At 53.0% G+C, this 23,465-nt stretch carries 18 protein-coding genes; 7 read left to right on the top strand and 11 right to left on the bottom strand.

The genetic code is table 11. The annotated features are described in order from the left end of the window. The first annotated feature begins 16 nt into the window (after nt 1–16). From hemC to IEW06_RS01745, 3 genes are all read left to right on the top strand, one after another. Nucleotides 17–985 carry a hydroxymethylbilane synthase gene (gene hemC, locus IEW06_RS01755; RefSeq protein WP_187731045.1) on the top strand — a complete coding sequence of 323 codons (969 nt, stop codon included), beginning with the start codon at nt 17–19 and terminating at the stop codon, nt 983–985. A gap of 81 nt (nt 986–1,066) precedes the next feature. Beyond that, nucleotides 1,067–1,708, top strand: a complete 642-nt coding sequence (locus tag IEW06_RS01750; protein ID WP_188547295.1) for a peptidylprolyl isomerase — start codon at nt 1,067–1,069, stop codon at nt 1,706–1,708. 30 nt (nt 1,709–1,738) lie between these two features. Further along, nucleotides 1,739–2,644: an SDR family oxidoreductase gene (locus IEW06_RS01745; protein ID WP_187731046.1), complete on the top strand. Its 906-nt coding sequence runs from the start codon at nt 1,739–1,741 to the stop codon at nt 2,642–2,644. Between the two features lie 116 nt (nt 2,645–2,760). Here IEW06_RS01745 and IEW06_RS01740 read toward each other — a convergent pair whose 3' ends face one another. The 5 genes from IEW06_RS01740 to IEW06_RS01720 all read right to left on the bottom strand — a co-directional run bounded on the left by IEW06_RS01740 (nt 2,761) and on the right by IEW06_RS01720 (nt 7,461). Further along, nucleotides 2,761–2,982 carry a hypothetical protein gene (locus tag IEW06_RS01740; RefSeq protein WP_187309968.1) on the bottom strand — a complete coding sequence of 74 codons (222 nt, stop codon included), beginning with the start codon at nt 2,980–2,982 and terminating at the stop codon, nt 2,761–2,763. Nucleotides 2,983–3,309: 327 nt separating this feature from the next. After that, the gene (locus tag IEW06_RS01735; RefSeq protein ID WP_187731047.1) at nt 3,310–3,828 is read right to left on the bottom strand and encodes an ABC transporter permease; all 519 of its coding nucleotides are present in this window, start codon (nt 3,826–3,828) and stop codon (nt 3,310–3,312) included. A 482-nt stretch (nt 3,829–4,310) separates the two neighbouring features. Then, nucleotides 4,311–5,348, bottom strand: a complete 1,038-nt coding sequence (locus tag IEW06_RS01730; RefSeq protein WP_188547293.1) for an ABC transporter permease — start codon at nt 5,346–5,348, stop codon at nt 4,311–4,313. 21 nt (nt 5,349–5,369) lie between these two features. Beyond that, a complete protein-coding gene (locus tag IEW06_RS01725) occupies nt 5,370–7,106 on the bottom strand; it encodes an ABC transporter substrate-binding protein (protein ID WP_187731049.1) in 1,737 nt (578 codons plus the stop codon). Between the two features lie 145 nt (nt 7,107–7,251). Then, entirely contained in the window at nt 7,252–7,461 is a 210-nt protein-coding gene (locus IEW06_RS01720; RefSeq protein ID WP_187731050.1) for a hypothetical protein, read from the bottom strand. 413 nt (nt 7,462–7,874) lie between these two features. On the opposite strand from IEW06_RS01720, the gene IEW06_RS01715 reads away from it, so the two are divergent. Further along, nucleotides 7,875–9,353 carry a hypothetical protein gene (locus IEW06_RS01715; RefSeq protein ID WP_187731051.1) on the top strand — a complete coding sequence of 493 codons (1,479 nt, stop codon included), beginning with the start codon at nt 7,875–7,877 and terminating at the stop codon, nt 9,351–9,353. Between the two features lie 71 nt (nt 9,354–9,424). Here the strand turns inward: IEW06_RS01715 and IEW06_RS01710 are convergent, their stop codons facing one another. Together IEW06_RS01710 and IEW06_RS01705 are read right to left on the bottom strand one after the other, a co-directional pair. After that, entirely contained in the window at nt 9,425–11,461 is a 2,037-nt protein-coding gene (locus IEW06_RS01710) for an OmpA family protein (RefSeq protein ID WP_188547291.1), read from the bottom strand. 92 nt (nt 11,462–11,553) lie between these two features. Then, on the bottom strand, nt 11,554–12,615 hold the full coding sequence (locus IEW06_RS01705; protein WP_187731055.1) for a tetratricopeptide repeat protein: 1,062 nt from the start codon (nt 12,613–12,615) through the stop codon (nt 11,554–11,556). A 301-nt stretch (nt 12,616–12,916) separates the two neighbouring features. Between IEW06_RS01705 and IEW06_RS01700 the strand changes: the two genes are divergently transcribed. Beyond that, nucleotides 12,917–13,339, top strand: coding sequence for a BrxA/BrxB family bacilliredoxin (locus IEW06_RS01700; RefSeq protein WP_133271769.1), 423 nt, complete (start codon nt 12,917–12,919; stop codon nt 13,337–13,339). Nucleotides 13,340–13,426: 87 nt separating this feature from the next. Here IEW06_RS01700 and recQ read toward each other — a convergent pair whose 3' ends face one another. After that, entirely contained in the window at nt 13,427–15,625 is a 2,199-nt protein-coding gene (recQ, locus tag IEW06_RS01695) for a DNA helicase RecQ (protein ID WP_188547289.1), read from the bottom strand. Between the two features lie 248 nt (nt 15,626–15,873). Here recQ and IEW06_RS01690 point away from each other — a divergent pair, with 248 nt between their 5' ends. Further along, nucleotides 15,874–16,851 carry a KpsF/GutQ family sugar-phosphate isomerase gene (locus IEW06_RS01690; protein WP_373285319.1) on the top strand — a complete coding sequence of 326 codons (978 nt, stop codon included), beginning with the start codon at nt 15,874–15,876 and terminating at the stop codon, nt 16,849–16,851. Between the two features lie 138 nt (nt 16,852–16,989). Continuing rightward, entirely contained in the window at nt 16,990–18,078 is a 1,089-nt protein-coding gene (locus tag IEW06_RS01685) for a mannose-1-phosphate guanylyltransferase (protein ID WP_187731057.1), read from the top strand. Between the two features lie 114 nt (nt 18,079–18,192). Here IEW06_RS01685 and rlmB read toward each other — a convergent pair whose 3' ends face one another. The 3 genes from rlmB to IEW06_RS01670 form a co-directional block, all read right to left on the bottom strand. Further along, nucleotides 18,193–19,131 (bottom strand): 23S rRNA (guanosine(2251)-2'-O)-methyltransferase RlmB, encoded by a 939-nt coding sequence (gene rlmB, locus IEW06_RS01680; protein ID WP_223284366.1) that lies wholly within the window; start codon nt 19,129–19,131, stop codon nt 18,193–18,195. Beyond that, the gene (locus tag IEW06_RS01675) at nt 19,092–20,309 is read right to left on the bottom strand and encodes a GWxTD domain-containing protein (RefSeq protein ID WP_187731058.1); all 1,218 of its coding nucleotides are present in this window, start codon (nt 20,307–20,309) and stop codon (nt 19,092–19,094) included. Before IEW06_RS01675 ends, rlmB begins: the two co-directional genes overlap by 40 nt. Nucleotides 20,310–20,458: 149 nt before the next feature. Further along, nucleotides 20,459–23,446, bottom strand: a complete 2,988-nt coding sequence (locus IEW06_RS01670; RefSeq protein ID WP_187731059.1) for a glycosyltransferase family 117 protein — start codon at nt 23,444–23,446, stop codon at nt 20,459–20,461. Nucleotides 23,447–23,465: the final 19 nt, after the last annotated feature.

Below are 23,465 nucleotides of genomic sequence, written 5' to 3'. Positions count from 1 at the left end.
TAATATAAATAGTTAGTTGAAAACTACGCTCTTCGATCGTCCCATCCGCATTGGTACCCGTGGTAGCCGATTGGCGCTGTGGCAGGCTAACCACGTAGCGGCCTGCCTGGAGCGGGAGTTATTTCAAACCGAAATCGTCATTATCACCACCAAAGGCGACGTGGTGCTCGATCGCTCCCTCGATAAAATCGGGGCGAAAGGCGTGTTCACGGAAGAGCTGGAGGAAAGTCTGCGCAATGGCACTATTGATATCGCGGTACATAGCGCCAAGGACGTGCAAAGCACCATTCCGGATGATCTGGAACTGCTGGCCTTCATGGAGCGGGAAAAGGTGAACGACGTAATCGTCAGCTTTGACCCCGGCTTCTCTCTACAGCAGCCAAACATTGTACTGGGTACCAGCAGCACACGGCGCCGATCCATGCTTAAGCGCTATTACCCTGACATCATCACCGCGGAGGCGCGCGGTAACCTGCAAACCCGTTTGCGCAAGCTGGAAGAAGGCCAATATGATGCGCTGGTGCTGGCGTTTGCCGGCGTGCACCGCATGGAGTACGACCACCTGATTACGCACGTGCTGCCCGAAACCCAGTTTGTGCCGGCGGCCGGCCAGGGAAGCGTTGCAATTGAGTGCGCCAAGAACCTGGATTTAGGACGTAAAGTGGCTATCCAAGGTATTCTGGACCACGCGGACACGCACGCTTGCCTACGCGCCGAGCGAGCGTTTCTGCGCACCATGGAGGGCGGCTGCAGCATTCCATCCTTTGCCCTGGCTACCTACACCGATGAAGGCCTGCTTCAGCTCCACGGTGGCCTCATTAGCCTCGATGGGCAGCAGTACGTAGAGGAAATCAGCGCCATCACCGACGTAGATCAAGCGGAGACTATGGGCGTCAGCTTGGCCGAAACGGTGCTTAGCCGTGGTGGCAAGCAAATTCTGGCTGAGATTCGCAGTCATCGGGAGTCGGAGTCAAGTACGTTTTAAGCTGATTCAGCCTGAAATGCGAATTCGGCATTTGATAAACCATTCTAATTTCAACCAATTACGACTACAGTTTTTAGTGTCATGAATAGTAATTTCCGCGTTTGGACGTTGATTTCGGCTTTTTTATTTCTTCTTTCCCCTGTTATTCAGGCTGAAAAAGTCCCCCGCAAAAGCAAAAAAGACCAGGTAGTCACGATCAATACCAATCTGGGTGAAATAAAGCTGATTCTCTTCGATCAGACTCCTCAGCATAAAGCCAACTTTTTAAAGTTGGCTGAAAGCGGCTTCTATGACGGCACAACCTTTCACCGTGTTATCCGGGACTTTATGATTCAGGGGGGCGACCCCAATACCAAAGACACCGATCCTAACAATGACGGTGCTGGTCAGCCTGATGCTGCTCCTATTCCGGCCGAAATTCGGCCTGAGCTACCGCATAAGTTCGGGGCGGTAGCTGCCGCTCGTCAGGGCGACTACATAAACCCTACCCGCGCCAGCAGCGCCTCGCAGTTTTATATTGTTCAGAATCATCAGGGTACCAAGCATTTGGATGGTGCTTATACAGTATTCGGGCAGGTAATTAGTGGGTTGGATATAATCGACAAAATTGCCGCCCAGCCGACCGGCCCCCGCGACCGGCCCACCACCGATGTGAAGATGACAGTGAAGGTGGATAAGCTGAAAAAGAAGAAAATCACGCAGCTCTACGGGTACCAATACTAAGATTTCCCCCGCTATAAAATCCATTCGTGTATGCGTATTCTACTCACCGGTTCTAATGGGTTATTAGGCCAGAAACTGGTTGAATTGCTTCGGCAGCAACAGGGCGTCGAAATCATTGCCACTTCGCGTGGTGCCAACAAGCTGGCAGATCATTATCCCGACCTCCGCTTCGTGCCACTGGATGTAACCAACCGTGCTCAGGTACAGCAGGTGCTAAGCACCGAAAAACCTACGCACGTTATTCACACGGCTGCGATGACCAATGTGGACGAGTGTGAGTTGAACCGGGAGTCGTGCTGGCTTCAGAATGTGACGGCCGTAGAGCACCTCGTGGAGGCCTGTGAGCAGCATCAGGTTCACCTTACCCATGTGAGCACTGACTTTATATTCAGCGGCGAAAAAGGTCCCCTGACAGAGGAAGAAGCACCCGGCCCCATCAATTTTTATGGAGAAAGCAAGCTGGCCGCCGAACGGGCGGTGCAAGCCAGTCATGGCTCTTGGGCCATTGTGCGTACGGTGCTTGTCTATGGCATCGTGCATGACTATGGCCGCACCAACATCGTGCTCTGGGTGCGCGATTCGCTACGCGCCGGGAAAGAGATTAAAGTTGTCGACGACCAGTTCCGCACGCCTACTTTAGCCGAAGACTTGGCGCAGGGTTGTTGGCTGGTGGCACAGCATAATGCGACGGGCATCTACAATATCAGTAGCAGCGAACTGCTGACGCCCTACCAGATGGCCTTGCAGGTGGCCGATTATTTTGCACTCGATAAGTCGCTGATTGTAAAAGCCGATGGCCGTACGTTTACGCAGCCGGCCAAGCGTCCTCCGCGCACGGGCTTCATCATTACCAAAGCCCAACGCGACCTAGGCTACAAGCCACACACCTTTCAGGAAGGAATAGCCTTGCTGGCCCGCCAAACGGGAGAGGCATAAACGCAAAAAACCCGCGGGCAGAACCTGCGGGTTTTTTAACACACCTATTGCAACAACCTTTATTGTTTCGGCAGCGCCGCGAGCAAATGCCGCGTGCCGAAACCATTTATTTTAATTTACCAATTGCCATCCGTTGCTGAGGCGACCATGCCTACAAGCAAATTGCCAACTATAACTGCCCGTCCACTGCGTAAAGCAGATTGTGCCACAGCATAGGGAACCAAGTCTCCATCAATAGTTTCAAAATCAGACATCTGCGGGGCCGATTGCCGCGCCATTTCTATCAATAAGTAACGCAAAGCGTACCCCTGACGACGTTTCAAAAGTAAAGAGGGCATAAAATCTTAGATCAGGCAAGCGGAGTAAAAACCGGTAGCGCTTCCAGGCGCTATCCGATCTTCGTTACAATAGTACGACCGCAACAGGCCTCGATGAAAGGAACACAAACCTGCTTTTGTGACTTGAACTATTTGAATATTTTTTACTTATTCTTCTTTATGCTATCGCTGATAATTGCTTGGTTGTAGCGATATCTGGCCTTTTATGAGGTTTTAATGAATTTGAGACTTTACAATTGGAGAATGATGCTACCAAGCCCCTTTTTGCTATATATCTTCCAGAAAGGAATAATTAGTCGCTTTTTGTGACATATGAAAAAATATATATTATGCAGAAATTCTGTTAGTAGTGAGTTGGCGAAGCGCTAATGTGGTTCCGGCTAGTACAAAGGCAGGAAAAATAACCAGCCACCAAGCGGTCGGGTCAAGACGTGCGGCGGCTAAGGTGCGGCCCCAACTAGGCATTTCGGATGGCAGACCCACCCCGAGAAAGGAAAGTGTGGTTTCTAAACCAATGAGGGCGCTAAGGCTGAGAGGAAAGGCTGTGCGCACCGTTCGCCAAGCGTTTGGCAATGCATGGCGCCACAAAATTTGCCCCCCAGACAAGCCAATAGCCCTAGCTGATTCGATGTAGGGCAGAGCACGCACCCTCAAAAGCTCTGCCCGAACCAAGTGAGCTGGTTCGGGCCAATAGGTAAAGGTCAAGAGCAAAAACAGGCCTGTCAAGGAAGAATCCAGCACGGCAGCTAACGCCAGAATAAGCACCAAACGAGGCACGGAAGCCAGCAACGATGCTGCCCCTAGTACCAGACGATCAGTCGGTAAAGGCCAAGAGCGCTGTAGCATAGGTATGCGCATCAGCGGCTTGCTCATGACGGTTGCTGCCGTTAAGACCAAAAGAAAGGGCCACCAAAGCTGAGTGAAACCAGAGGCTAATCCTACTGATCCCAGAAGCAGCAAACCCGTTATCAGCCAGTATATAATGGGAATACGAAGCCCGGAATTACCCCAGAAACCGGCTGCGCTGCCCAGAAAAGTGCCTAAAACAGTTGCAGCAAAGGCTGCCGGCAAGCTCACCAATAACGCGGTGCGAGCTCCGTACACCAAAGCTGTTAACACATCGCGACCGAATCCATCAGTACCCAGCCAATGACGAGAAGGATTAACGCCATTGGGGGGCCAAAATGGAGGCTGGCTTATATTGTTTAAGTCAACAGAATCGGGAGAAAAAGCCAGGGGGAGCCACGGCGCCAGTAGGCCAACACTGGCTATCAGCAGCAGCCAGCCAATTGCAATTATCTGCACAGCAGAGCCCTTTCTGTGCAGTCTCATGCCTGCAAGCGAATCCTCGGATCCGTCAGAAAGTACAGCATATCAGCTACAACAAGCCCAAGCAAGCGCATAACCGCTACCAGTAAAACGCCCCCCACAAGCACCGGAAAGTCATGCGCGGCGGCCGCGTCAGCCAGCAGCCGGCCCATACCAGGCAACGCAAAAATCACCTCTACTACCACGGCGCCTGCCACAAGTGCGGGCAGCAAATCGGTGAGTAAGGCAATGATTGGCAGCATCGCATTGCGCAAGGCATGCCGCGTAGCTACCTGATACCCCGAAAGTCCTTTGGCGCGAGCAGTCGTTGCATAATTAGCCCCCAATTCATGACGGAGAGCGTCGTAGAGCTGCACAACCAAGGAGGGCAGCTTCACTAAAACCAGACTAGCTAGCGGGAGCGCGCTATAGTACAGATAAGAGCCGATTTGAACGTTCCAGGGGGCATTTTTGGTGGCTTGCTGGCCCATGCCATACGCCGGGAAAAGCGATATAAAATCAGGATTGGCAAGCAATAACAATAACCCTAAGGCCACTACAAACAGCGGCAAGGCATCAATTCCATACAAAATACTGAGCAGCAAGGCCGGTCCACCGCACACGAGCCACAAGGCCAGAGCAACCGATAGCAGGGTGGCTAGCAACGCAGCGCTGGTGGTCAGCGGCAACGTAAACCGCAGTGCCTCAGCTAAGACGGCTGTAACCGGTTGGCCGCTACGATATGATTGGCCCAAATCGCCTTGTACAGCGTTGCTAAGCCAACGATGGTATTGATTGTCAGTGCCATTCCATTGCCACACGGTACCGGTATTCGAATGGGTGCGGGAAAAGTAGAAAACAGGGCCCGCAAGCCCAAATCGTTGCTGTACCCGCAGAAGCGTAGCTTCCCGCTCGGCTGCGGTGATGCTCCGACTTCCCAAACCTTTATCGGTTAAGGCTTGGCCTAATAAAACATCGGTAGGGAGCGTCCGGCTAAGCAGAAAAACAAGCGAAACAATGGCCCAAGTGGCTGGAATAGTGCGAAGAAGTCGGTACACAAGAAAACGCCCCATGCTGATTTAGCTTTCCGGCAGCGGTTCGATCGTTGTAATGTCGTAGCCCGGTCGTAGGCCCGATACGCGCAGATTGGTAAGACGTCGGTCTGCAGCCAGGCGGTAGCGATAAACAAACAGAACGACAATAGGACTCTCTGTTCGCATCATCACCTGAAACTTACGCAGCAGCTGTGCTTTCCGGGCGGGGTCTTCCTCGCGCACAATAGCTTTAATAAGCTTGTCACTGGCTGGCGTACCAAAGCGAGTAAAGTTGCTGATATCAATACTCGAAGAGTGTAAGATAGGGCTGAAATCGTAGGCAAAGGGATTGCCCGACAGTGTACGCAGGTAGATGTCAAAGTCGCCGGCCCGTAGCTTACTTAGCAGCAGAGTTGATTCAGTTGGCCTCAACTGAATGGGAATGCCAATCTGGGCTGCGGCGTTGCGGAGCTGTAATGCGATGGTTTCGAAGGTCGCATCACCTGCCCGATAGGTAATAGTCAATTCCAGAGCTTGAATTTGCCCCCCAGCCGTAGGTCGTGTCCAGTTGCCTGCACCCTGCCGTGCCCAGTTTGCTTGCCTCAATAGTACTTCTGCCTGTTGGGGGGCAAAAGTGAGCAGAGGGAGGCTATCATTATACAACGCCTTTTCCTGTGGATTAATGAGCCCAACACTCGGATATGCCATGCCATTTTGGGTGGCTTTTATGAGTGCTTGTATGTCAAATAAATAGTTTAGGGCCTGGCGGGTCAGTCGGTCGTTGAGCGGCGCCCGACTGGTGTTAAATCCTGCCAGAACCATTTCGTAGGAATCGGCTGTGTAGAAGCGCAACGCTTGCTTGCCGTTCTCTGATGTACGAAGCCGGTCAAACTCGTTTGCGGGCACCATTGGATACAGGTCTATGTCACCCCGCCGCAACGCCAGCAACGCTGTAGCATTATCAGGAATTATTTGAAAGTCAATCTGTTTTGGGACTGCTAATAATGGAGGCTGCCGTACGGACAGCTGGTCGGCCCACCAGTTTGTTTTACGGCGAAAGGTTAGCGCTTGCCCACTGCGCCAGGCTGTCAATTGATAAGGTCCTGAGCCAGGAAGATTCATCGGGTTCTTATCCAGATTAGCAGCGTTGTAGCGCCGCACAAAATCTGCTAGCACGGGGTATTGACTTAAAGAAACCGGAGCGGGCTGGGTCAGAACGGCTAAAGGAATGGTACGTAGCTCCCGTTTTGGATCTAATGCATACTCCGGGAGAATAGGATAATCACCGGAGTCATGTACATACTCAGGTGCACGCCCACGACATACAAGCGTAAATTGGCGTGCGTCGGTTGAGTCCAGCCGCACGTCCTGAATAAAGCTGAAACGGGTCCGGGCTGCTTCATTCGGCAAACCCGGAGAGTTCATTACTTTAAGGGTAAAGGCCACATCCTGAGCCACTATGGGCTGTCCATTATCCCATCTGGCAGCACTACGGAGCCGATACGTAAGCAGGGTGAGCGAGTCTTGGTGCTGCACTGCCGGCAGCTTTTCGGCCAGCCACGGTACCCACACCTGCTTTTGGTTGTCTACGGTCAGTAGGTTTTGGTATAATAACCCAATGGCTTGATTAGCAAGATCATTAGGAATTATAAGTGGATTCAGGGACTCAGGGTCGCGCACCCACCGCACCCGAACCGCATCAGAAGATGAGGCTTGCGGATTGCAAGCGGGCAACAAACCAATAAGAATATAGAGACCCAGCCCCCAGATTAGTCGCCGCATAAGCTAACAACCGCGTAGAAACGGCGCCGGGCAAGTTAGCTAAGATTCCCCAACTGGTGGAGATGTATCTTAGCTAACTTGCCCGAAGCGTGTATGAAATGGTAGGTACAGTAGGTGCCTACCGAGCGTTTCTAGTATGTATAAACTAGCGAGCGTTGCCGTCGCTCCAGCCGCTGCTGCCACCGTCAGCCGTCAGGTTGCCGTCGCTCCAGCCGCTGCTGCCGCCCTGAGTTGATGCGGAGATATTACCATCGCTCCAGCCGCTGCTGCCACCTTTTGTAGTTGCAGTTGTAGTAGTAGGAGAGGAAACTAGCGTAGCAAATTGAAGAAGGGCGAGAGCAAGTAATTCTAGCATGGTGTCAGTTAGTTGTGAAGAGTTCAAGCATTGAACTACACAAATGTGAGGCGTTCGGGACAGATAAGAAAGGAAGATTAGGGCTAAAATATGACTAGGATATTATAAATATTAATTTGGGTGTAATTAATAATAAAAAACAAATCTACGCTTATTTATATTAATTTTTTTATGCAATTGGCACTATGGACAGGGGGTTTATGGCAATTTTAGCATAAAATTAAGATATAGTTTAATTATGAACTAACTGTGCTCGGAGGCCAATTGCTATGGGTAGGTTGCTTAATTTGGGAGCATAAATCACGGATCTTTGCCTCATTACTCACCAAGCCCATCTGACTTTCTAAAATTGTACTCTATCTATGGAAGACATCAGTAATCTGGCTAAAATAATTATAGATAGAAGAGTTGGCATGCCTCCTCTAATTGATTTTAGCGCAAAATCGTCCTCCAATAAAGAAATTGATTTGGTGCAGATGCTGGGTGGTGAGCAACAGGCTACCCAGCTTCAGGTTGTTAAGGCGCTTTATACCAAGGTTAATTCCACCAATCAGGCTGCTTTCCGTAAGCTGAAGTCGAGAGTACAGAAGAAGCTGCTCAACCACTTATACTTCCTTGATCATACAGATCCCCGTCATCTGATCTCAAGGCGGTACGAGCTCCAATGCTTAGAGCTGTTTCATCAGGCAAATATATTGTTCAGAGAAAGTGAGTTTGAGCTGGCTGAACGGTTGGCGCGAAAGTGTCTGCGGCTGGCGCTGGATGGCGAGTTTACGCAGTATACAGTAATGAGTTTAGGCTTCCTGCGCGATTTGTATGCACAGTTAAGAAGGCCTACGCAATATCGTACGATTTCGGCTCAACTGGTTCACTATCAGAATGTAGCAGTGGTAGAAGAGCAGGCCAAAAATGTGTACCTGGGCGTTCGGATGGAGCAGGCGCAAACGGTGCGTTCGCGGCGCGTATTGCTAAATGAGCTCTCTGAACACATCACCAAAATGGAGGCATTGCACCGCAAAATAAACACCTACAATACCTTCGAGTATGTGTATCGTTTGCAGTTGATGCGCGAGGAACTGTCAGGAAACTTTGAAGAAATCATTAAGATCACTGGCACCACGGAAGCTTTATTTGAAGAAGGTAAAGTCAACAAAAAGCGGTTTGACACCCGATTTAATAAGTTTATCAGTGTGTGGGCGCATTTGCGGGGTCGTCAGGTAGAGCACGGACTACGGCTCGCGGAGGAATATATCAAAGACTTTCATCCTTCCTCAGCCAACTGGTTCTACTTCTTGGAGCATTATATGCTGCTGGCATTGCATGCCAAGGAGTACAGTAAAGCATACGAAATACTGCGTTTAGCGCGCAAAAACCCCTACTACGGGAAGCAGCGCGCGGCGGCTATTCAGCGGTGGGACCTGTTTGAAGTGTATCTGCACTTCATTCAGCCCGAGGGAACTGCTCTGCGGCTACAGTTCAGCCAGTTTATTCAAACCGTACCTGACTATAGCCGGGATAAGCAAGGCTATAACGTGGCCATTCTGGTGCTGCAGTTTCTGTATTATCTGCGGCAGCGTAATCTGGATGCGCTGCTTACCCGTCTGGAAGGGCTGCGTAAGTATGAGCAGAATCACTTGCGCGACCCGGCCACCTTGCGTAGTCAGCTCTTCTTTCGGCTGCTGCTGCTGACTGTGCGGGAAGATTTTGCCCCCCAGGCCTGCGAAAAGAAAGGCCAAAGTCTGCTCAACCGTTTGCGGGAAGCTCCGCAGCCTGGTGATGCGTACGCGGAAAGCGAAATCATTCCATACGAAGACCTCTGGGCCTTGACTCTCAATATCTTACGAGTTAATGCCGAGGCGCAGGCTGCCGAAGAGGCAGAACATGAGCGCTAAACCCGCGTTAGGTCATAAAAAAGCCCCCCAGCAGTGCACTGGGGGGCTTTTTTTAAGAGATTCCTGTCAGGCTACTTACCTGTCACTTTAAACTCCGTGCGCCGGTTGAGCTGGCGGCCCGCTTTTGTGGCGTTTGGTGCCACTGGCTGCGCATCGCCATAGCCGGCGAAAGTCAGACGCGCTTTATCGATGCCTTTGCCCACCAAATAATCAACGACCGCCTTCGCCCGCCGCTGCGACAAGTCCTTGTTGTAAGCGCCTTGGCCTACGTTGTCGGTGTGGCCGCTGATTTCCAGGCGCAGGGCTGGTGCTTCGGTCAGTAGTTTCTGCAAACGCTCCAATTCACTGGTGCTTTCGCGCCGTAAGGTGGCCTTATCGAAGTCGAAGAAAATATTGTTGAGCACAACTTTAACGCCTACATCCAGCTTTTTGAGGCCAATATCTTTTACCACTTCGGCGTAAGCCGCGCCGGCTGGCAGATCAAAGTTTTCGGAGTGAAACAGGTAGCCCTCCTGACGCACCACAATGCCGTAGTTAACGCCCGAAGGAAGCGAAACCAGATAACGGCCCGACTGCGCATTGGCCAGAAAGGAAGCAATAACTTCGTTGCGCTGGTTATCGATTACCTCGATTGTGGCTTCCAGCGGTTGCTTTGTGACATCATCTGTCACCACACCTTTCAAAATAGTTACCTGAGCCGTGGCGATGGGCACCGGCGGCGCCAGCAGCGTCTCCTTTACTGGCTGTACCCGACTAGCCAGCAATTGGTCTTCCTGAGATAGCATGGGGGGCTTTTCAGGGCCCAGAAAAGTGATTTGGTAAATGTCTTTGCCCCCCAGGCCTTCTTCACGAAAGCTGGAATAGTAGCCGTGGCGACCGGAAGCAGAGATTACAAAAAACACATCGTCGTCGGGGGTGTTGATGGGCCAGCCGAGGTTTTCGGGCGCGCTCCATTTGCCGTTTTCAAACACCGATTTAAAGATATCGTAGCCGCCCATCGAGTTATGACCCTCCGAGCTGAAGTACATTGTTTTGCCGTCGGGGTGCAGGAATACGCCTTCTTCGCCGTAGGGAGTATTGATAACGGAGCCCAGGTTCAGGGCCGGGCCGCGGCCTTCCAGCTCCACTTTGTAGATGTCGCGGCTGCCTAGTCCGCCTTCCTTGTCGCTCACGAAGTACAGGCTGCGTCCATCGGGCGTATAAGCCGCCGATGACTCGTGGCCTTTGCTGTTGATGCGGGCGCCCAAGCGCTGGGGCTTACGCCACTCCGCGCCGCGCAGGTTTGCTTCGTGCAGGTCGCCCCCGTTGTCTTCCACGTACACCAGCATACGCTGCCCGTCGGGCGCAAGCCCGACGGTGGCATCGTGGCCATCGGTGTTTATTGGCTCTTTTAGATTGCGGGCCACCGTCCACTTCTGGCCTGTGCGGGTGCTTTGGTAAATATCTTCGAAGAAGCCGCCGGTTTCAGGATCGGTCTGCTCTCCGGTCGAGTTGTCGCGGCGCGAGGTAAACATCAGCACCGATTCATCGGCCGAGATTACCGGACTGTAGTCAGCGTAGGGCGAGTTTATGGATGGGCCTGCGTTATCAATAAAAGCGCGGACGGGCTTTTTGCTCATTTTTTGCCCGTTCTCACACTCAGATATCTTCTTGCGAATATCTGCCAGGATGGGGGCGGTGTTTTTGCCCCCCGTAGCCGGCTGAGCGGCTTTGTATTCCGCAATGGCTTCCTGCCACTTTCCATTCAAGTGCAGGCCCCGACCCAGCAAATAATGAATGCGCGGATCAGCATCAGGGCTCAGCTTATACGACTTTTGCAGAAAGCTAAGCGCCCGCGGCTTGAAACCGGAGTGCAGGTAGCAATCGCCGATTTTAAGGTTCAGCTCCGCATTATCCGGGTTAAACTTCTGAGCAGCCAAGTAGTGAGGCAGGGCTTGCTCGTAGCGGGGCGGGTCCATCTCGTAGCTGCTGTCGCCTTCTTTTAGCTCGCGCAATGCCGCTTTCAGCCCTTCTTTATCGTCACCGAAACGGTCTTTGCTAAACTCAACGCTCTGCGCGTGCGCTGCTTGTCCGAAAAGCAGAAGGGTGAATAAAAATAGCTTATACATTATGGTACTGTATTATTCTGATGGGGTTTCCTCTGCGCTGGTCAGCGCTGGGGGGCTTTTATCGGCGTGTAGCTTGCGCTACCTGTCCTGCTTTATTCGCTGCCGCAGCCGGAGTTTGCTGCATAGCTGCTGGCGGCTTCTAAGCCAAGCTCGGCGGCTTTACGCCAGTCTTGGCAAGCGCCGGCCGCGTCGCGGATCATTTCGCGTGCGTGGCCGCGGTTGAGGTAGGCTTCCGCATATTGCGGGTTGAGACTAATAGCTTTTCCTGCATCTGCCGCCGCTTTTTTGTAGTCTTCCAGCTTGAGGTAGGCGGCGGCGCGATTATTCCAGGCAAAAGCATAGGAAGCGTCGAGGCTGATGGCTTTGCTGAAATCTTCGGCAGCTCCGCGGTAGTCGGCCGCCTCGTAGCGGGCGCTGCCGCGGTTGCTGTACGCAATGGCGTTATCTGTCTTTTTAGTCAGGTAGTCATTGTAATCAGCTAAGGCGCCTTTTAAGTCGCCGGCCCGTCGGCGCGTTGCTGCCCTATTCAGCAGTGCTGGAAGCAGGTCGGGCTGGAGGGTCAGGGCCTTTGTGTAGTCCTGAATGGCGGCCGTGAAGTTGCTGAGCTGCCGCTGTGCGCTAGCCCGATCGTGGTAGGCGTAAGCGTAGTTTGGATCAGCTTTCAACGCCTGATCAAAGTCGGTCTTGGCTGCTTGGTATTCGCCTTTTTCAAATCGCAATGCTCCCCGATAATACCAGGCCGGCGCAAAATTGGCTTTGGTGTCGGTGGCTTTTGTATAGTCTTGCTCGGCTTCAGCACGCTGGCCCATTGCTTCGCGGGCCTGGCCTCGCCCAAAGTAGGAGGTATGGCCCGTCGGCTCCAATCGGATGGCCGCGTCATAATCCTGCACAGCCTGCGAGTATTCTTTTAGTTCGTAGCGAGTAGTAGCACGATTATAATACGCCTTAGCGAAGTCGGGGCGGGCAGCCAGCGCTTTATCAAAATCCTGGATAGCAGCCTGGTAGCTCTTGCTGTTGTATTTCGTAACGCCACTGTTGTAAAGCTTCTCGGCAAGTTGGGCCGGCGGTAGCGTGCTGGCACGCACAGTGTCGACCTGAGCATGGGTAGTGCCAGCAATACCAGCCAGAATAAACAGTATATAGATGCGTAGCATGTTATTCAGTATAGATGATTTTCAGGTGTTAAATATAATTTTATTTGTTCAATAAGCCCTGTATATGGTTATTAACTTTATTTAATTGTATTAAATCAACAATAATTTGATTCGCGCTTAAACAAAAACGCTTTGTAAAGAGCACTGATAAGGTGCCACATGGTAAGCCACCGCTTTATTTAAATTTGATGGGGCGCAACCACTGTCATCCAATAATGGTTGTGCAGGCGGCGCCGAAGTTTGCGTATTTTTGCGCGGCCTTCGGGCCAATCAATTGATTTTCCATTTCAGCCTATATCTCATGGCATCATATCCCGAATACATGGTAGCTCCTATCCGCCAAGACCTTACGTCGGCCGGCTTCGAGCAGCTTATGACCCCCGAAGAAGTTGATTCAGTGCTCAACGAGCAGAGCGGCACCGTGCTGGTAGCCGTCAACTCGGTGTGTGGCTGCGCCGCTGCCAAAGCTCGCCCCGCCCTGAAAATGGCCTTAGCCAGCACCGACAAGAAGCCTGCGAAGCTGGTGACGGTATTTGCCGGCATGGAAACCGAAGCGGTGGAGAAAGCTCGTCAGCACATGCTGCCTTATCCGCCTTCTTCCCCTTGCATTGCCTTGTTTAAAGACGGCGAGCTGGTGCATATGATCGAGCGCTACCACATTGAAGGCAGCGACACGATGCGCATCGTAAATAACCTGCAAGGCGCGTTCGAAGAATATTGCTAGGTCTTTGATTCGGACCATACCGTTAGAAGAGCACAAAAAAGCCCCCCAGATAAGTCTGGGGGGCTTTTTTGTGGCTCAAGATGATAGTTAGTTGGCGTACTCGCTCAGGAATTTGATGCGCATGAGGCGCAGGTCTTCTTCCGTGTACTCGTCAGGCCCAAGCTCTTTCAGGGCTACGGCAATATTATCGGTATTCGACTGCAGGAAATAATCCGTGATTTCGGCCTGACGGTCGTGGTCCAGGATGCCGTCGATGTAGTAGTTGAGGTTAAGCTTGGTGCCGGCGTAGCAGATGTGCTCAATTTCCTCCATCAGCTCACGCATATCGATGCCTTTAGAAGAAGCAATTTCCTCCAAATCCATCTTCTTGTCGATTTGCTGAATGATGTAAATCTTGATTTTCGACTTGTTGACGGCCGATTTTACCACTACATCAGCCGCCGTCATGATGTCGTTATCCTCGACGTACTTCTGAATCAGCTGCAAAAAAGGCCCCCCAAACTTCATGGCCTTGCCCTGACCAACGCCGCCCACGTGGGCGAGGTCGTCCATCTTGACGGGAAAGGTGGTGGCCATTTCCTTCAGCGATGGATCTTGGAACAAGACGTAAGGAGGCAGGTTTTTATCCTTCGCAATTTTCTTGCGCAGAGACTTCAGCATTTCAAACAATGCTTCGTCGTGGCCGGCGGCCTGTTGCACCTCCTCCTGTTGCTGCTCCTGCTGAACCTCCTCGTCGTAGTTGTGGTCCTTGGTGAGCTTGATTGGATGAGGGTTTTCGATGAATTCTTGACCTTTAGGACTCATTTTTACGACCCCAAAATTTTCAATATCCTTTTCTAAAAAGCCATTGAGCAGCACCTGACGGAGCACCGAGTGCCAGAAGGCAGCATCATGTTCTTTGCCTTGTCCATATACGTCCAATTTGTTGTGGCCGTAGCTTTCTACGTGTGCATTGTTCATGCCCATCAGCACCGTACCGATGTGCTCAAGGCCGAAACGCTCCTCCGTAAGCACCACCGCCTTGAGGGCCATCAACACTTCATCTTTGGCCTCAAAACGCTCCTTTGGGTGCTTGCAGTTGTCGCAGAAGCCGCAGTCTTTCTCAAACGACTCGCCGAAGTAGTGCAGCAGTTGCTTGCGCCGACATACCGCCGAATCAGCGTAGTTGGCCATTTCCTGAAGGAGCAGCTTGGAGTTGTCGCGCTCCGTAACGGGCTTGTCCTTGTTGAATTTCTCCAGCTTCACGATATCGTCGTAGCTGTAGAACATCAGGCAATTGCCTTCTAGGCCGTCGCGGCCGCCCCGGCCCGTTTCCTGGTAGTAGCCTTCTATGCTTTTGGGCGTGTCGTAGTGAATGACAAAACGCACATCGGGCTTATCGATGCCCATGCCGAAAGCGATAGTGGCCACAATCACATCGGCTTCCTCATTCAGAAACGCATCCTGATTGGCCATCCGTACCTGCGGATCGAGGCCAGCGTGGTAGGGCAGGGCCTTCACGTCGTTCACTCGGAGCAGCTCCGCAATTTCCTCCACCTTCTTACGCGAGAGGCAATACACAATGCCTGCTTTGCCTTTGTGCTGCTTCACGTACTGAATCAGCTGCTTCTTGGTGTTGTGCTTCGGCCGGACTTCGTAGTAGAGATTGGTACGATTGAACGAGGTTTTGAACACCGAAGCGTCGTCCATTTGCAGGTTTTTCTGGATATCCAACTGCACTTTGGGCGTGGCCGTGGCCGTGAGCGCAATGATGGGCACATTTGCCCCCAGGTTGTCGATGATGCCGCGAATCTTGCGGTACTCGGGCCGGAAATCGTGGCCCCACTCCGAAATGCAGTGCGCTTCGTCGATGGCTACGAATGAAATGGTAGCCTTTTGCAGGAAGTCAATGGTTTCGTCCTTGGTAAGCGACTCAGGAGCAACGTACAGCAGGCGCACCTCACCACTGATTACATCTTTTTTGACCCGATTAATTTCTGATTTTGATAGCGTTGAGTTCAGAAACTGCGCATTCACGCCAAAAGCATTCAGCTGATCGACCTGATTTTTCATCAAGGCAATCAAGGGCGAAATCACGATGGCGGTGCCCGGCAACACCAGCGCCGGCAACTGGTAACAGAGCGACTTCCCCGCCCCAGTTGGCATGATAACGAAGGTGTTATGTCCGTCGATGACGTTCTGGATGACGGCTTCCTGGGTGCCGCGGAACTGGCCGTACCCGAAAACTTCCTTTAACTTGCCTTTCAGATCAGCCGTGGGCGCTGTTACTTGTTTTAGGGCTGGCATGGTCTCTCTCACTTACTCGGTTGTGGATTGCGAACAGGAGTACAACACCGCTTGTTGAACTCTCAATCTAATGGTTTTTTGGTATTTATCTAAACAGTAGTTGGTTGCTATCCAATTAAATACAGCGCTGAAGCAACGATATACGCCATGAAATAAGCAACACGACCAACCTAGGGCTTGAAACCAACAACGGGATGAACAACCAACTACTCGGTACCGATTACCCGGTACCGACTATCAAATTTAGATTGAAACCACAGAACGAACTCAACTCAATTGCAAAAAAAGTACTCCATGAAGAGGCAAGCGCTATTCAGGGCGTAGCAGATGCCTTGGATAGGACGCCTGATTTTGCACTATGCATAGAATCAATTCTATCTTTGCGTGGTAGAGTAGTGGTAACTGGCATCGGGAAAAGCGCCCACATCGCGGCCAAAATTGTCGCTACGCTGAACTCTACGGGTACTCCGGCCCTGTTTATGCACGCCGCCGACGCTATTCATGGCGACCTGGGCATGATTCAAGCAGAAGATTTTGTCATTGCCATCAGTAAAAGCGGCGACACGCCGGAAATAAAAGTATTGGTGCCCTTACTGAAGCGCAAAGGTGTACCCCTGGCCGCCTTAGTTGCCAATGCCGATTCTTACTTAGCTGTGCAGGCCAACTATGTGCTGCACGCGCCTGTTACCCGCGAGGCCTGCCCCCACAATTTGGCCCCCACAACTAGTACAACCGCCGCGCTGGCTCTGGGCGATGCCTTGGCAGTATGTCTGCTGGAGTCACGGGAGTTCACCTCGGCCGACTTTGCCAGGCTGCATCCGGGTGGCACTCTCGGAAAGAAGCTCTACCTGAAGGTAGGCGACTTAAGCAGGCAGAATCAGGCGCCACAAGTGCTGGAAAATGCCCCCCTGCGCGAAATCATCCTGGAAATATCGGGCAAGCGACTGGGTGCAACGGCTGTGCTCAGCGAGGGTGACCAGCGCCTGTTGGGTATCATTACCGATGGCGACCTGCGGCGGATGCTCACCAACTTCACTAATCTGGAAGATGTTCGAGCGCACAACATCCTCACGCCGTCGCCTATTACTATTGATATTGAAGACTTTGCTGCCGAAGCGCTGGCTCGCATGCAGAAGCGCAATATCACGCAGCTCATTGTGACAGATGCTGGACGGTTTAGCGGCTTTATCCACCTCCACGATTTACTGCGCGAAGGCTTGGTATAGAAAGAAGAAAGCCACGTTTGCAACTGCGTTTTAGCCCGCAGGTTTTGGCCAGATTCATGCAGAAGGGGCGCAACCCTGAAATATTTCGGACCTTCGCTTCTGATCTTACTTTAACCCGGCTTCGGTGAGGCCTGCTCTATGACTCAAAATACGTATCTCGTCGTGATGGCGGGCGGCATCGGTAGCCGCTTTTGGCCCTTTAGCCGCACGAATCATCCCAAACAGTTTCACGATGTAATGGGAGTCGGTCGGTCGATGCTGCAGCTTACTGTAGATCGGTTTACCGGAATTTGCCCCCTAGAGAATGTTTTTGTAGTAACCAACCGCGATTATAGCGAGTTGGTGCAGCAGCACTTGCCTGATTTGCCCCCCGACCAGATTTTGGGCGAGCCAATTGGCCGAAACACGGCGCCCTGCATTGCCTACGCCAGCTACCGCATCGCGCAGCGCGACCCAAAAGCAGTCATCATCGTAACGCCCGCGGACCATGCCGTGCAGCGTGAGGAGGAGTTTCGGGGCATCATCAGCCAGGCTGTGGCAAGCGCCCGCGCCCAGGATATTCTCATCACGCTCGGCATTCAGCCTTCCCGCCCCGATACTGGCTACGGCTACATTCAGTTTATTGATGGCGACCAGAGCGAGCTGTATGGCAGCCTGCGGAAGGTGAAAACCTTCACCGAAAAGCCAAATCTGGAGCTGGCGAAGATGTTTGTGAATAGCGGTGACTTCCTGTGGAACTCCGGCTTATTTATCTGGCGGGCCGAAGTGATTTTGCAGGCTTTCCATCAATACCTCGGCGACATTGCGGAGGTGTTTGATGAAGGGCTCGATCAGCTGGGAACCAGTAAGGAAGCAGATTTTATTACTAATGCATATTCCCGCTGCCGCAACATCAGCATCGACTACGGCATCATGGAAAAGGCCGACAACGTGTACGTGCTGCCCGCCGACTTCGGCTGGAGCGACCTAGGTACCTGGGATTCACTGCACCGCATCGGCCGGGGCGATGAGAATGGCAACGTGATAGATGGCGATGTCATTCTGTATGATACCCGCGAGTGCGTCATCAAAACGCCGTCTGAACGCCTGGTTGTAGTGCAGGGTTTGGAAGGCTATATCGTCGCTGAATACGATAACGTGTTGCTCATTTGCAAGCGCACGGAAGAGCAGCGAGTGAAAGAATTCGTGGCCGATGTCCGGGCCAAAAAAGGCAGCGGCTACAACTAAGTCATTTAACAATTAACAGGTTAGCGTTTGACTTGTCGATAACCAAAAAGCCCCCCAGGATTTATCTGGGGGGCTTTTTGGTTGATTACTACGTGGTTTAATAAATGATAATTGTTATTTATCAACTGACATAAGCCGTTGACGCAGCACTTCAAACAGCATAATGCCGCTGGCTACCGACACATTCAGGGAGCCAATTTGGCCAGCCATTGGAATGCGCACTTTATAGTCAGCCAGTCGCAAATATTCGGGCGAAATACCGTCCTCCTCGCTACCCATGAGCACTGCCACGGGGCCAGTAAAGTCTACACTGGCGGTTTCGAGGCTGGTATCGGCCTTTTCCGTACAGGCCACCACCTGCACGCCCGAATGTTGCAGAAAGCTGATGGTTTCCTTCAAATTAGGCTCCCGGCACACCGGAATTAGGTTTAAGGCGCCAGCAGAAGTTTTCAGCGCATCGCCATTGATTTGGGCAGCGCCCCGGCTGGGCACTACGATGGCGTGTACGCCCAAACACTCAGCATTACGGGCAATAGCTCCAAAGTTTCGCACATCGGTTACCCGATCAAGTAATAGGAGCAAGGGCGTTTTGCCTGCCTCAAATAAGCCCGCCAGAATACTGTCTAGGGGGGCGTAATCGATAGGGGAAACGAAGGCAACCGCGCCCTGGTGATTTTTGCGCGTCAGGTCGTTGAGCTTCTCCAGCGGCACCAGCGACACCGGAATCGTAGCGGCTTTGGCCAACTCCGTTATTTCCTGGGTAATGCTGTTTTTGGTGCCACGCAGCAGATAAATCTTCTCCAGCGTGCGCCCGGCACTCAGGGCTTCCTGGATAGGACGCAAGCCAAACAACATATCGATGCTGCGGTCGGCGGCGGGGCGGTGCGGATAGCGTGGCTTATAGTCAGGCTTGGATCCTGAGTTTCCGGAGCGGGCAGCCTCTGGCCGGTCACGGTCGCGGCGGGGCTCGTGGCGCGTACCGTTTTCATCGTAAAAGGTGCGGCGCTGCTCGTTCAGCGGGCGGGACGGGCGTTCGTCAGGGCTTTTCTCCATTGCTCCACGGCGGCATACCAAAGCATTTCGTGCTCGGGTCGGCGCACCAATTCATAGTGTTCGGGTGCAAAGGTACTGGGTTTGGCGCGGAACACATAAGTGCTGTTGCCCACGTCAGGCTGGCGGTAGATCCAGCGCTCTTCACTAGCTGTGCGGTACACCGCGTCGGGCGGCCCCATCACCACGTAAAGCATGCCCCGATCCGTCATCCAACCGGCTTTATAAGCGGAGAAAAGCTGGTTAGCGGCTGCCACCCGACCATAATACGTGCGAATGAGCTGACGGGCTCCGGCCTGCTGCCTGTTGGCTGCATTAAGCCAAAATTGGTCTACCGCTTTTTTGGGTGAAGGAGCATCATACAGTTTTTTGCGTTCAACGGACGATGTCAGGTAAATAAGCGGCTGAATCAAATCAGCAGCAGTAGTCAGCTCTGGGAAGTTATTCTCCTCGACTAATAAGCTGCTGGCCGGACCGCTTGAGCCACTATTGAGCAAATACAAACCGGCCCGCTGCAATGCCACCAGCTGCCCAGCCTGAAAGATGATAGAATCCTGAACCCCCAGAGTGCGCGGAGCCGGTGGCTGGGCTGCCGGATTGGTCATAGGGGGCAAAGCTGCGGTGAAATTGCTGGCATAGCGCCGCAGCAGCAAGGGTTGATCGAGGCCGAAGGTGCTAACTTCAAATGGCTCGCTGGCGTGAACATAGCGGCGCATGAGAGGAGCACCCATCGAATCGACGAGAATGAAGGGCCGTGCTAATCGCTCGACGGTGAGTAGGAGCCAGGCCTCGTCGCCCGTGTCGGCGGCGTTGGGGCCCGGTTGCAGACTTAGCACTTGCCCGGCCCGCAGTCGAGCCATCGGAACACAAAACTCAACCAGAGCCGCCGTGCCCACGCGTTTAGTATGCTTAGTAAGCTGACTTACTGAGTCTTGCCACACGGGCTGTTGAGCATCGTAGCTCGGCCACACCGCCATTCGCAGCGGCTGCCCCGACCCGACTACGCTCCCGTTAGGAAAACGCACATACAAACGCAAGCTATCGGCCTCACGCCGGGTATCGACTACTACCCGACGCGCCAGGCTATACTGGCCAGCAAAGTCGCGGCGGCTGGCGGCGGGCCTGCTGGCTATCAGGCAAACCCAAAAGCAGAGGAGTAGCAAGAAGGGGCGTTTGGTCATAGAGTATGGCGTATGCAGCCTTAAACGAATTTTACGGCTAGCCAGTAATTATAATTAATCGCTACTAAAAAAGCCCCCCAGTATACTGCTGGGGGGCTTTTTTACGGAAACGCGACTAGTCGAATCCCGAAAGCGAATTACCCTTTGCTTTATTGACGAGGATAATACTGATTCAGCAGTTCCACTGCCTTGGCTGCGCGTGCCTGATCCTTGATCTGCTCGGCGGCCTGATACACGCTTTGCAGGGTAAGCAGATTACTCTGAATTTCCATCTCAAACAGGCTGCCATTCGTGGTTGAGTAATAGGCCAGCGCCTGCTGCGCGCGATTGGTCATCGTGTCCAGAATATCGGTGGCTTTTTTCCGCTCACCTACGGCTACGAGCGGCCCTACAAATTGGGGCGTGTAGTAATCATACGGAATCGACGCATCAGGCATTACCGTGAAGGCCTTGTTCAGTATCTGCTTGGCTTTCACTTTGTCGCCGGCCTCTAAGTAAGCCTCAGTCAGGCGGGCAAACTTCTCCCGATAGTTAGCCGGGAAGCGCAGGCTGTTCTCGTCGTAGTAAACGTTGGGGTCGTTGAGGTTGCGGAAGGCAAACTTCTTCATCATGTTCTCAAACATGAGGTCTTTGGCCACATAGCCCTCGTTGCCGCGCGGGTCATAATTAGGGTCGCGGGCCGGCAAAATGCGATAAGCCATGCCTTCCAGCTGGAAGTAAGGTTGCAAGTTCATCATGTCGGAGGGCACGACGGTGCTGGAGAAGTAGATGGGCCGCTGCCAGTTGCTGGTGGCCAGCATATCCAGAATCACTAGGTTTTTCTTCTCGATGGCGCCGCCGCCCATGTCCCACTCCATGCGGGGCACAAGCTGCTTGCGGCGCTCCGCCGGAATAATGCCGGAGCGCATCACCGCGGCCGTATCGACGGGCAGGAAAAACTTCTTGGTAGGAAATGACAGCAGCGAACGGCCGCTCTGGGTTTGAACTTGCAGTAGGGGGCTATTTTCATCAACCAGCTGAATAAACTCCTTCAGATTGACCTGCTGCACAGCCGGATTTTCTACAAAAGGCAGATAATCGTTGGTGCCCTGCACGTAGTTCTGCGGCTTCATCGAAATAGGCAGCGGCTGCGACTTATAGGCGCGCCGACGCATCTGCTCGATGTACCAATCGGTGTTCAGATAGCTGAGTACCGCCACGCGCACATCCGTCCGGACGCCTTCCACCTCTTGCGCGTACCATAGCGGGAAGGTGTCATTGTCGCCGTTTGTGAACAGGATAGCATTCGGGGCCAGTGAGTTGAGCAGGTTCTTGGCCGAATCGACGGAGCTGTAACGGTCGGAGCGGTCGTGGTCGTCCCAACCTTGGGCGGCCATGATGCCGGGGGCCAAAAGGCCAAGTGCCAACGCTACGCCAGCCCGCACTGTATCGGCTTTGAGCACACTGCGCAGTAGCTCCGCCAAGCCAATCACACCCAGCCCAATCCAGATAGCAAAGGCATAAGTTGAGCCTGTGAAAGTGTAGTCACGCTCGCGCGGCTCAATAGGCGGCTGGTTCAGGTAAAGCACAATGGCTAAGCCCGTAAACAAGAACAAAAGGCCCACAATGAAGGCATTGCGGCCGTCACGCTGAGCGTGGAAGAACAAGCCTACTAGACCCAGAATCAGGGGAATAGCCAGGAAGTTGTTGTGCGCTTTGCTGCCACCAATACGCACGGGCAACTCACTTGCGCTAGCGCTGGTAGGCCACACTACGCCCGCCTGCTGCACGTCGCTTTCGCGGCCCACGAAATTCCAGAGGAAATAGCGCCAGTACATATGGCCCATCTGGTAGCGGAACAGGAAGCTCAGGTTCTGGCCCATCGTGGGCTTCACTTCCGGCTGCACATCAACCCACTTCTGATAGTAGCGGATATGGTCGGGCTGCGGGCTGTAGAGGCGCGGCAGCAGCATCTTGTCTTCAGGCCGATAGATCGTTTCAAGGCGACGTTCCGCAATTACATATTTGTCGCCCTCGCGCACGTAGCGCGGCGCACCTTCAATCTGATCAACGGGCTGAGCACTGAACTGCGGACCATAAAGCAAAGGCCGGTCGCCGTACTGCTCGCGCTTGAGGTAGCTCACAAAGGAGAGCACATCGTCGGGCTTGTTCTCGTCGATGGTGGGGTTGAAGCCCGAGCGAATCGGTACAATCAGATATGAGGAGTAGCCGATCAGAATAAACACGAACACCAGCATACCGGTGTTCACGAGCTGGCTGCCCTTGCGGAAGGAGTACCGGAAGCCAAAATAAATGATAGCCAGCAGCAGCAGGACGAAAATGATAACGCCCCAGTTGAAAGGAAGACCCACGCTGTTCACGAAGAACACCTCGAACGCACCAGCAATAGTTGGCAAGCCAGGAATGATACCCGCCAGAATGGACCCCACGATAACCATACTCACGACCAGCGTCAAAATGCCCCCCAGCAGGGTAGGATTGGCCGTGCGACGGTAGTAATAAATGAAACCCAGTGCCGGCAGCGCCAACAGGTTGAGCAAGTGGACGCCAATGGATAAGCCAATGATATAGGCAATCAGAATCAGCCACTTATCGGAATCAGCCTCGTGGGCGCGGTTTTCCCACTTCAGCATAATCCAGACAACCACCGCCGTACACAGCGACGACATAGCGTAAACCTCACCTTCCACGGCGTTAAACCAGAACGAATCGGAGAAGGCAAAAGCCAGCGCGCCCACAGCACCGGCCCCCAGAATCAGCAGGGTTTGGCCGAACGTTGGCTCCAGATTAGGCTCCAGGTTTGGTACGGCGCGGTGCATTACCAGCTTTTTGGCCAGCATGGTAATGGTCCAGAACAGGAAGAGCACCGTAAACGAGCTGCTCAGCGCCGATAGCGCATTGACCAGAACCGCCACCTTGGTGACATCGCCAAAAGAAAACAGGGAGAAAATGCGGCCCAGCAAAAGGAAGGTAGGGGCGCCCGGCGGGTGCGGTACGAGCAGCTTGTAGGAGCAGGCAATGAACTCGCCGCAGTCCCAGTAGCTGGCGGTGGGCTCCAGGGTAATCAGGTAAGTAAGTGTGGCAATGGCAAATACGAGCCAGCCAACGAGGTTATTCAGACTTTTATAACGGTGCATACTTGCTTGGTCAGAGAAG

The sequence above is a fragment of the Hymenobacter qilianensis genome, from assembly GCF_014638675.1.
Lineage (GTDB): Bacteria > Bacteroidota > Bacteroidia > Cytophagales > Hymenobacteraceae > Hymenobacter > Hymenobacter qilianensis.
Note: the sequence above shows the minus strand (reverse complement) of the source record. Positions and strands in the feature narration are given on the sequence as shown.

Bases quoted from the DNA above. Each gene is read 5' to 3' on its own strand.
- IEW06_RS01750 (WP_188547295.1), top strand. From the start codon at position 1,067: ATGAATAGTAATTTCCGCGTTTGGACGTTGATTTCGGCTTTTTTATTT.
- IEW06_RS01745 (WP_187731046.1), top strand. From the start codon at position 1,739: ATGCGTATTCTACTCACCGGTTCTAATGGGTTATTAGGCCAGAAACTG.
- IEW06_RS01740 (WP_187309968.1), bottom strand. From the start codon at position 2,982: ATGCCCTCTTTACTTTTGAAACGTCGTCAGGGGTACGCTTTGCGTTAC.
- IEW06_RS01735 (WP_187731047.1), bottom strand. From the start codon at position 3,828: ATGCTACAGCGCTCTTGGCCTTTACCGACTGATCGTCTGGTACTAGGG.
- IEW06_RS01725 (WP_187731049.1), bottom strand. From the start codon at position 7,106: ATGCGGCGACTAATCTGGGGGCTGGGTCTCTATATTCTTATTGGTTTG.
- IEW06_RS01720 (WP_187731050.1), bottom strand. From the start codon at position 7,461: ATGCTAGAATTACTTGCTCTCGCCCTTCTTCAATTTGCTACGCTAGTT.
- IEW06_RS01715 (WP_187731051.1), top strand. From the start codon at position 7,875: ATGCCTCCTCTAATTGATTTTAGCGCAAAATCGTCCTCCAATAAAGAA.
- IEW06_RS01710 (WP_188547291.1), bottom strand. From the start codon at position 11,461: ATGTATAAGCTATTTTTATTCACCCTTCTGCTTTTCGGACAAGCAGCG.
- IEW06_RS01705 (WP_187731055.1), bottom strand. From the start codon at position 12,615: ATGCTACGCATCTATATACTGTTTATTCTGGCTGGTATTGCTGGCACT.
- IEW06_RS01700 (WP_133271769.1), top strand. From the start codon at position 12,917: ATGGCATCATATCCCGAATACATGGTAGCTCCTATCCGCCAAGACCTT.
- recQ (WP_188547289.1), bottom strand. From the start codon at position 15,625: ATGCCAGCCCTAAAACAAGTAACAGCGCCCACGGCTGATCTGAAAGGC.
- IEW06_RS01685 (WP_187731057.1), top strand. From the start codon at position 16,990: ATGACTCAAAATACGTATCTCGTCGTGATGGCGGGCGGCATCGGTAGC.
- rlmB (WP_223284366.1), bottom strand. From the start codon at position 19,131: ATGGAGAAAAGCCCTGACGAACGCCCGTCCCGCCCGCTGAACGAGCAG.
- IEW06_RS01675 (WP_187731058.1), bottom strand. From the start codon at position 20,309: ATGACCAAACGCCCCTTCTTGCTACTCCTCTGCTTTTGGGTTTGCCTG.
- IEW06_RS01670 (WP_187731059.1), bottom strand. From the start codon at position 23,446: ATGCACCGTTATAAAAGTCTGAATAACCTCGTTGGCTGGCTCGTATTT.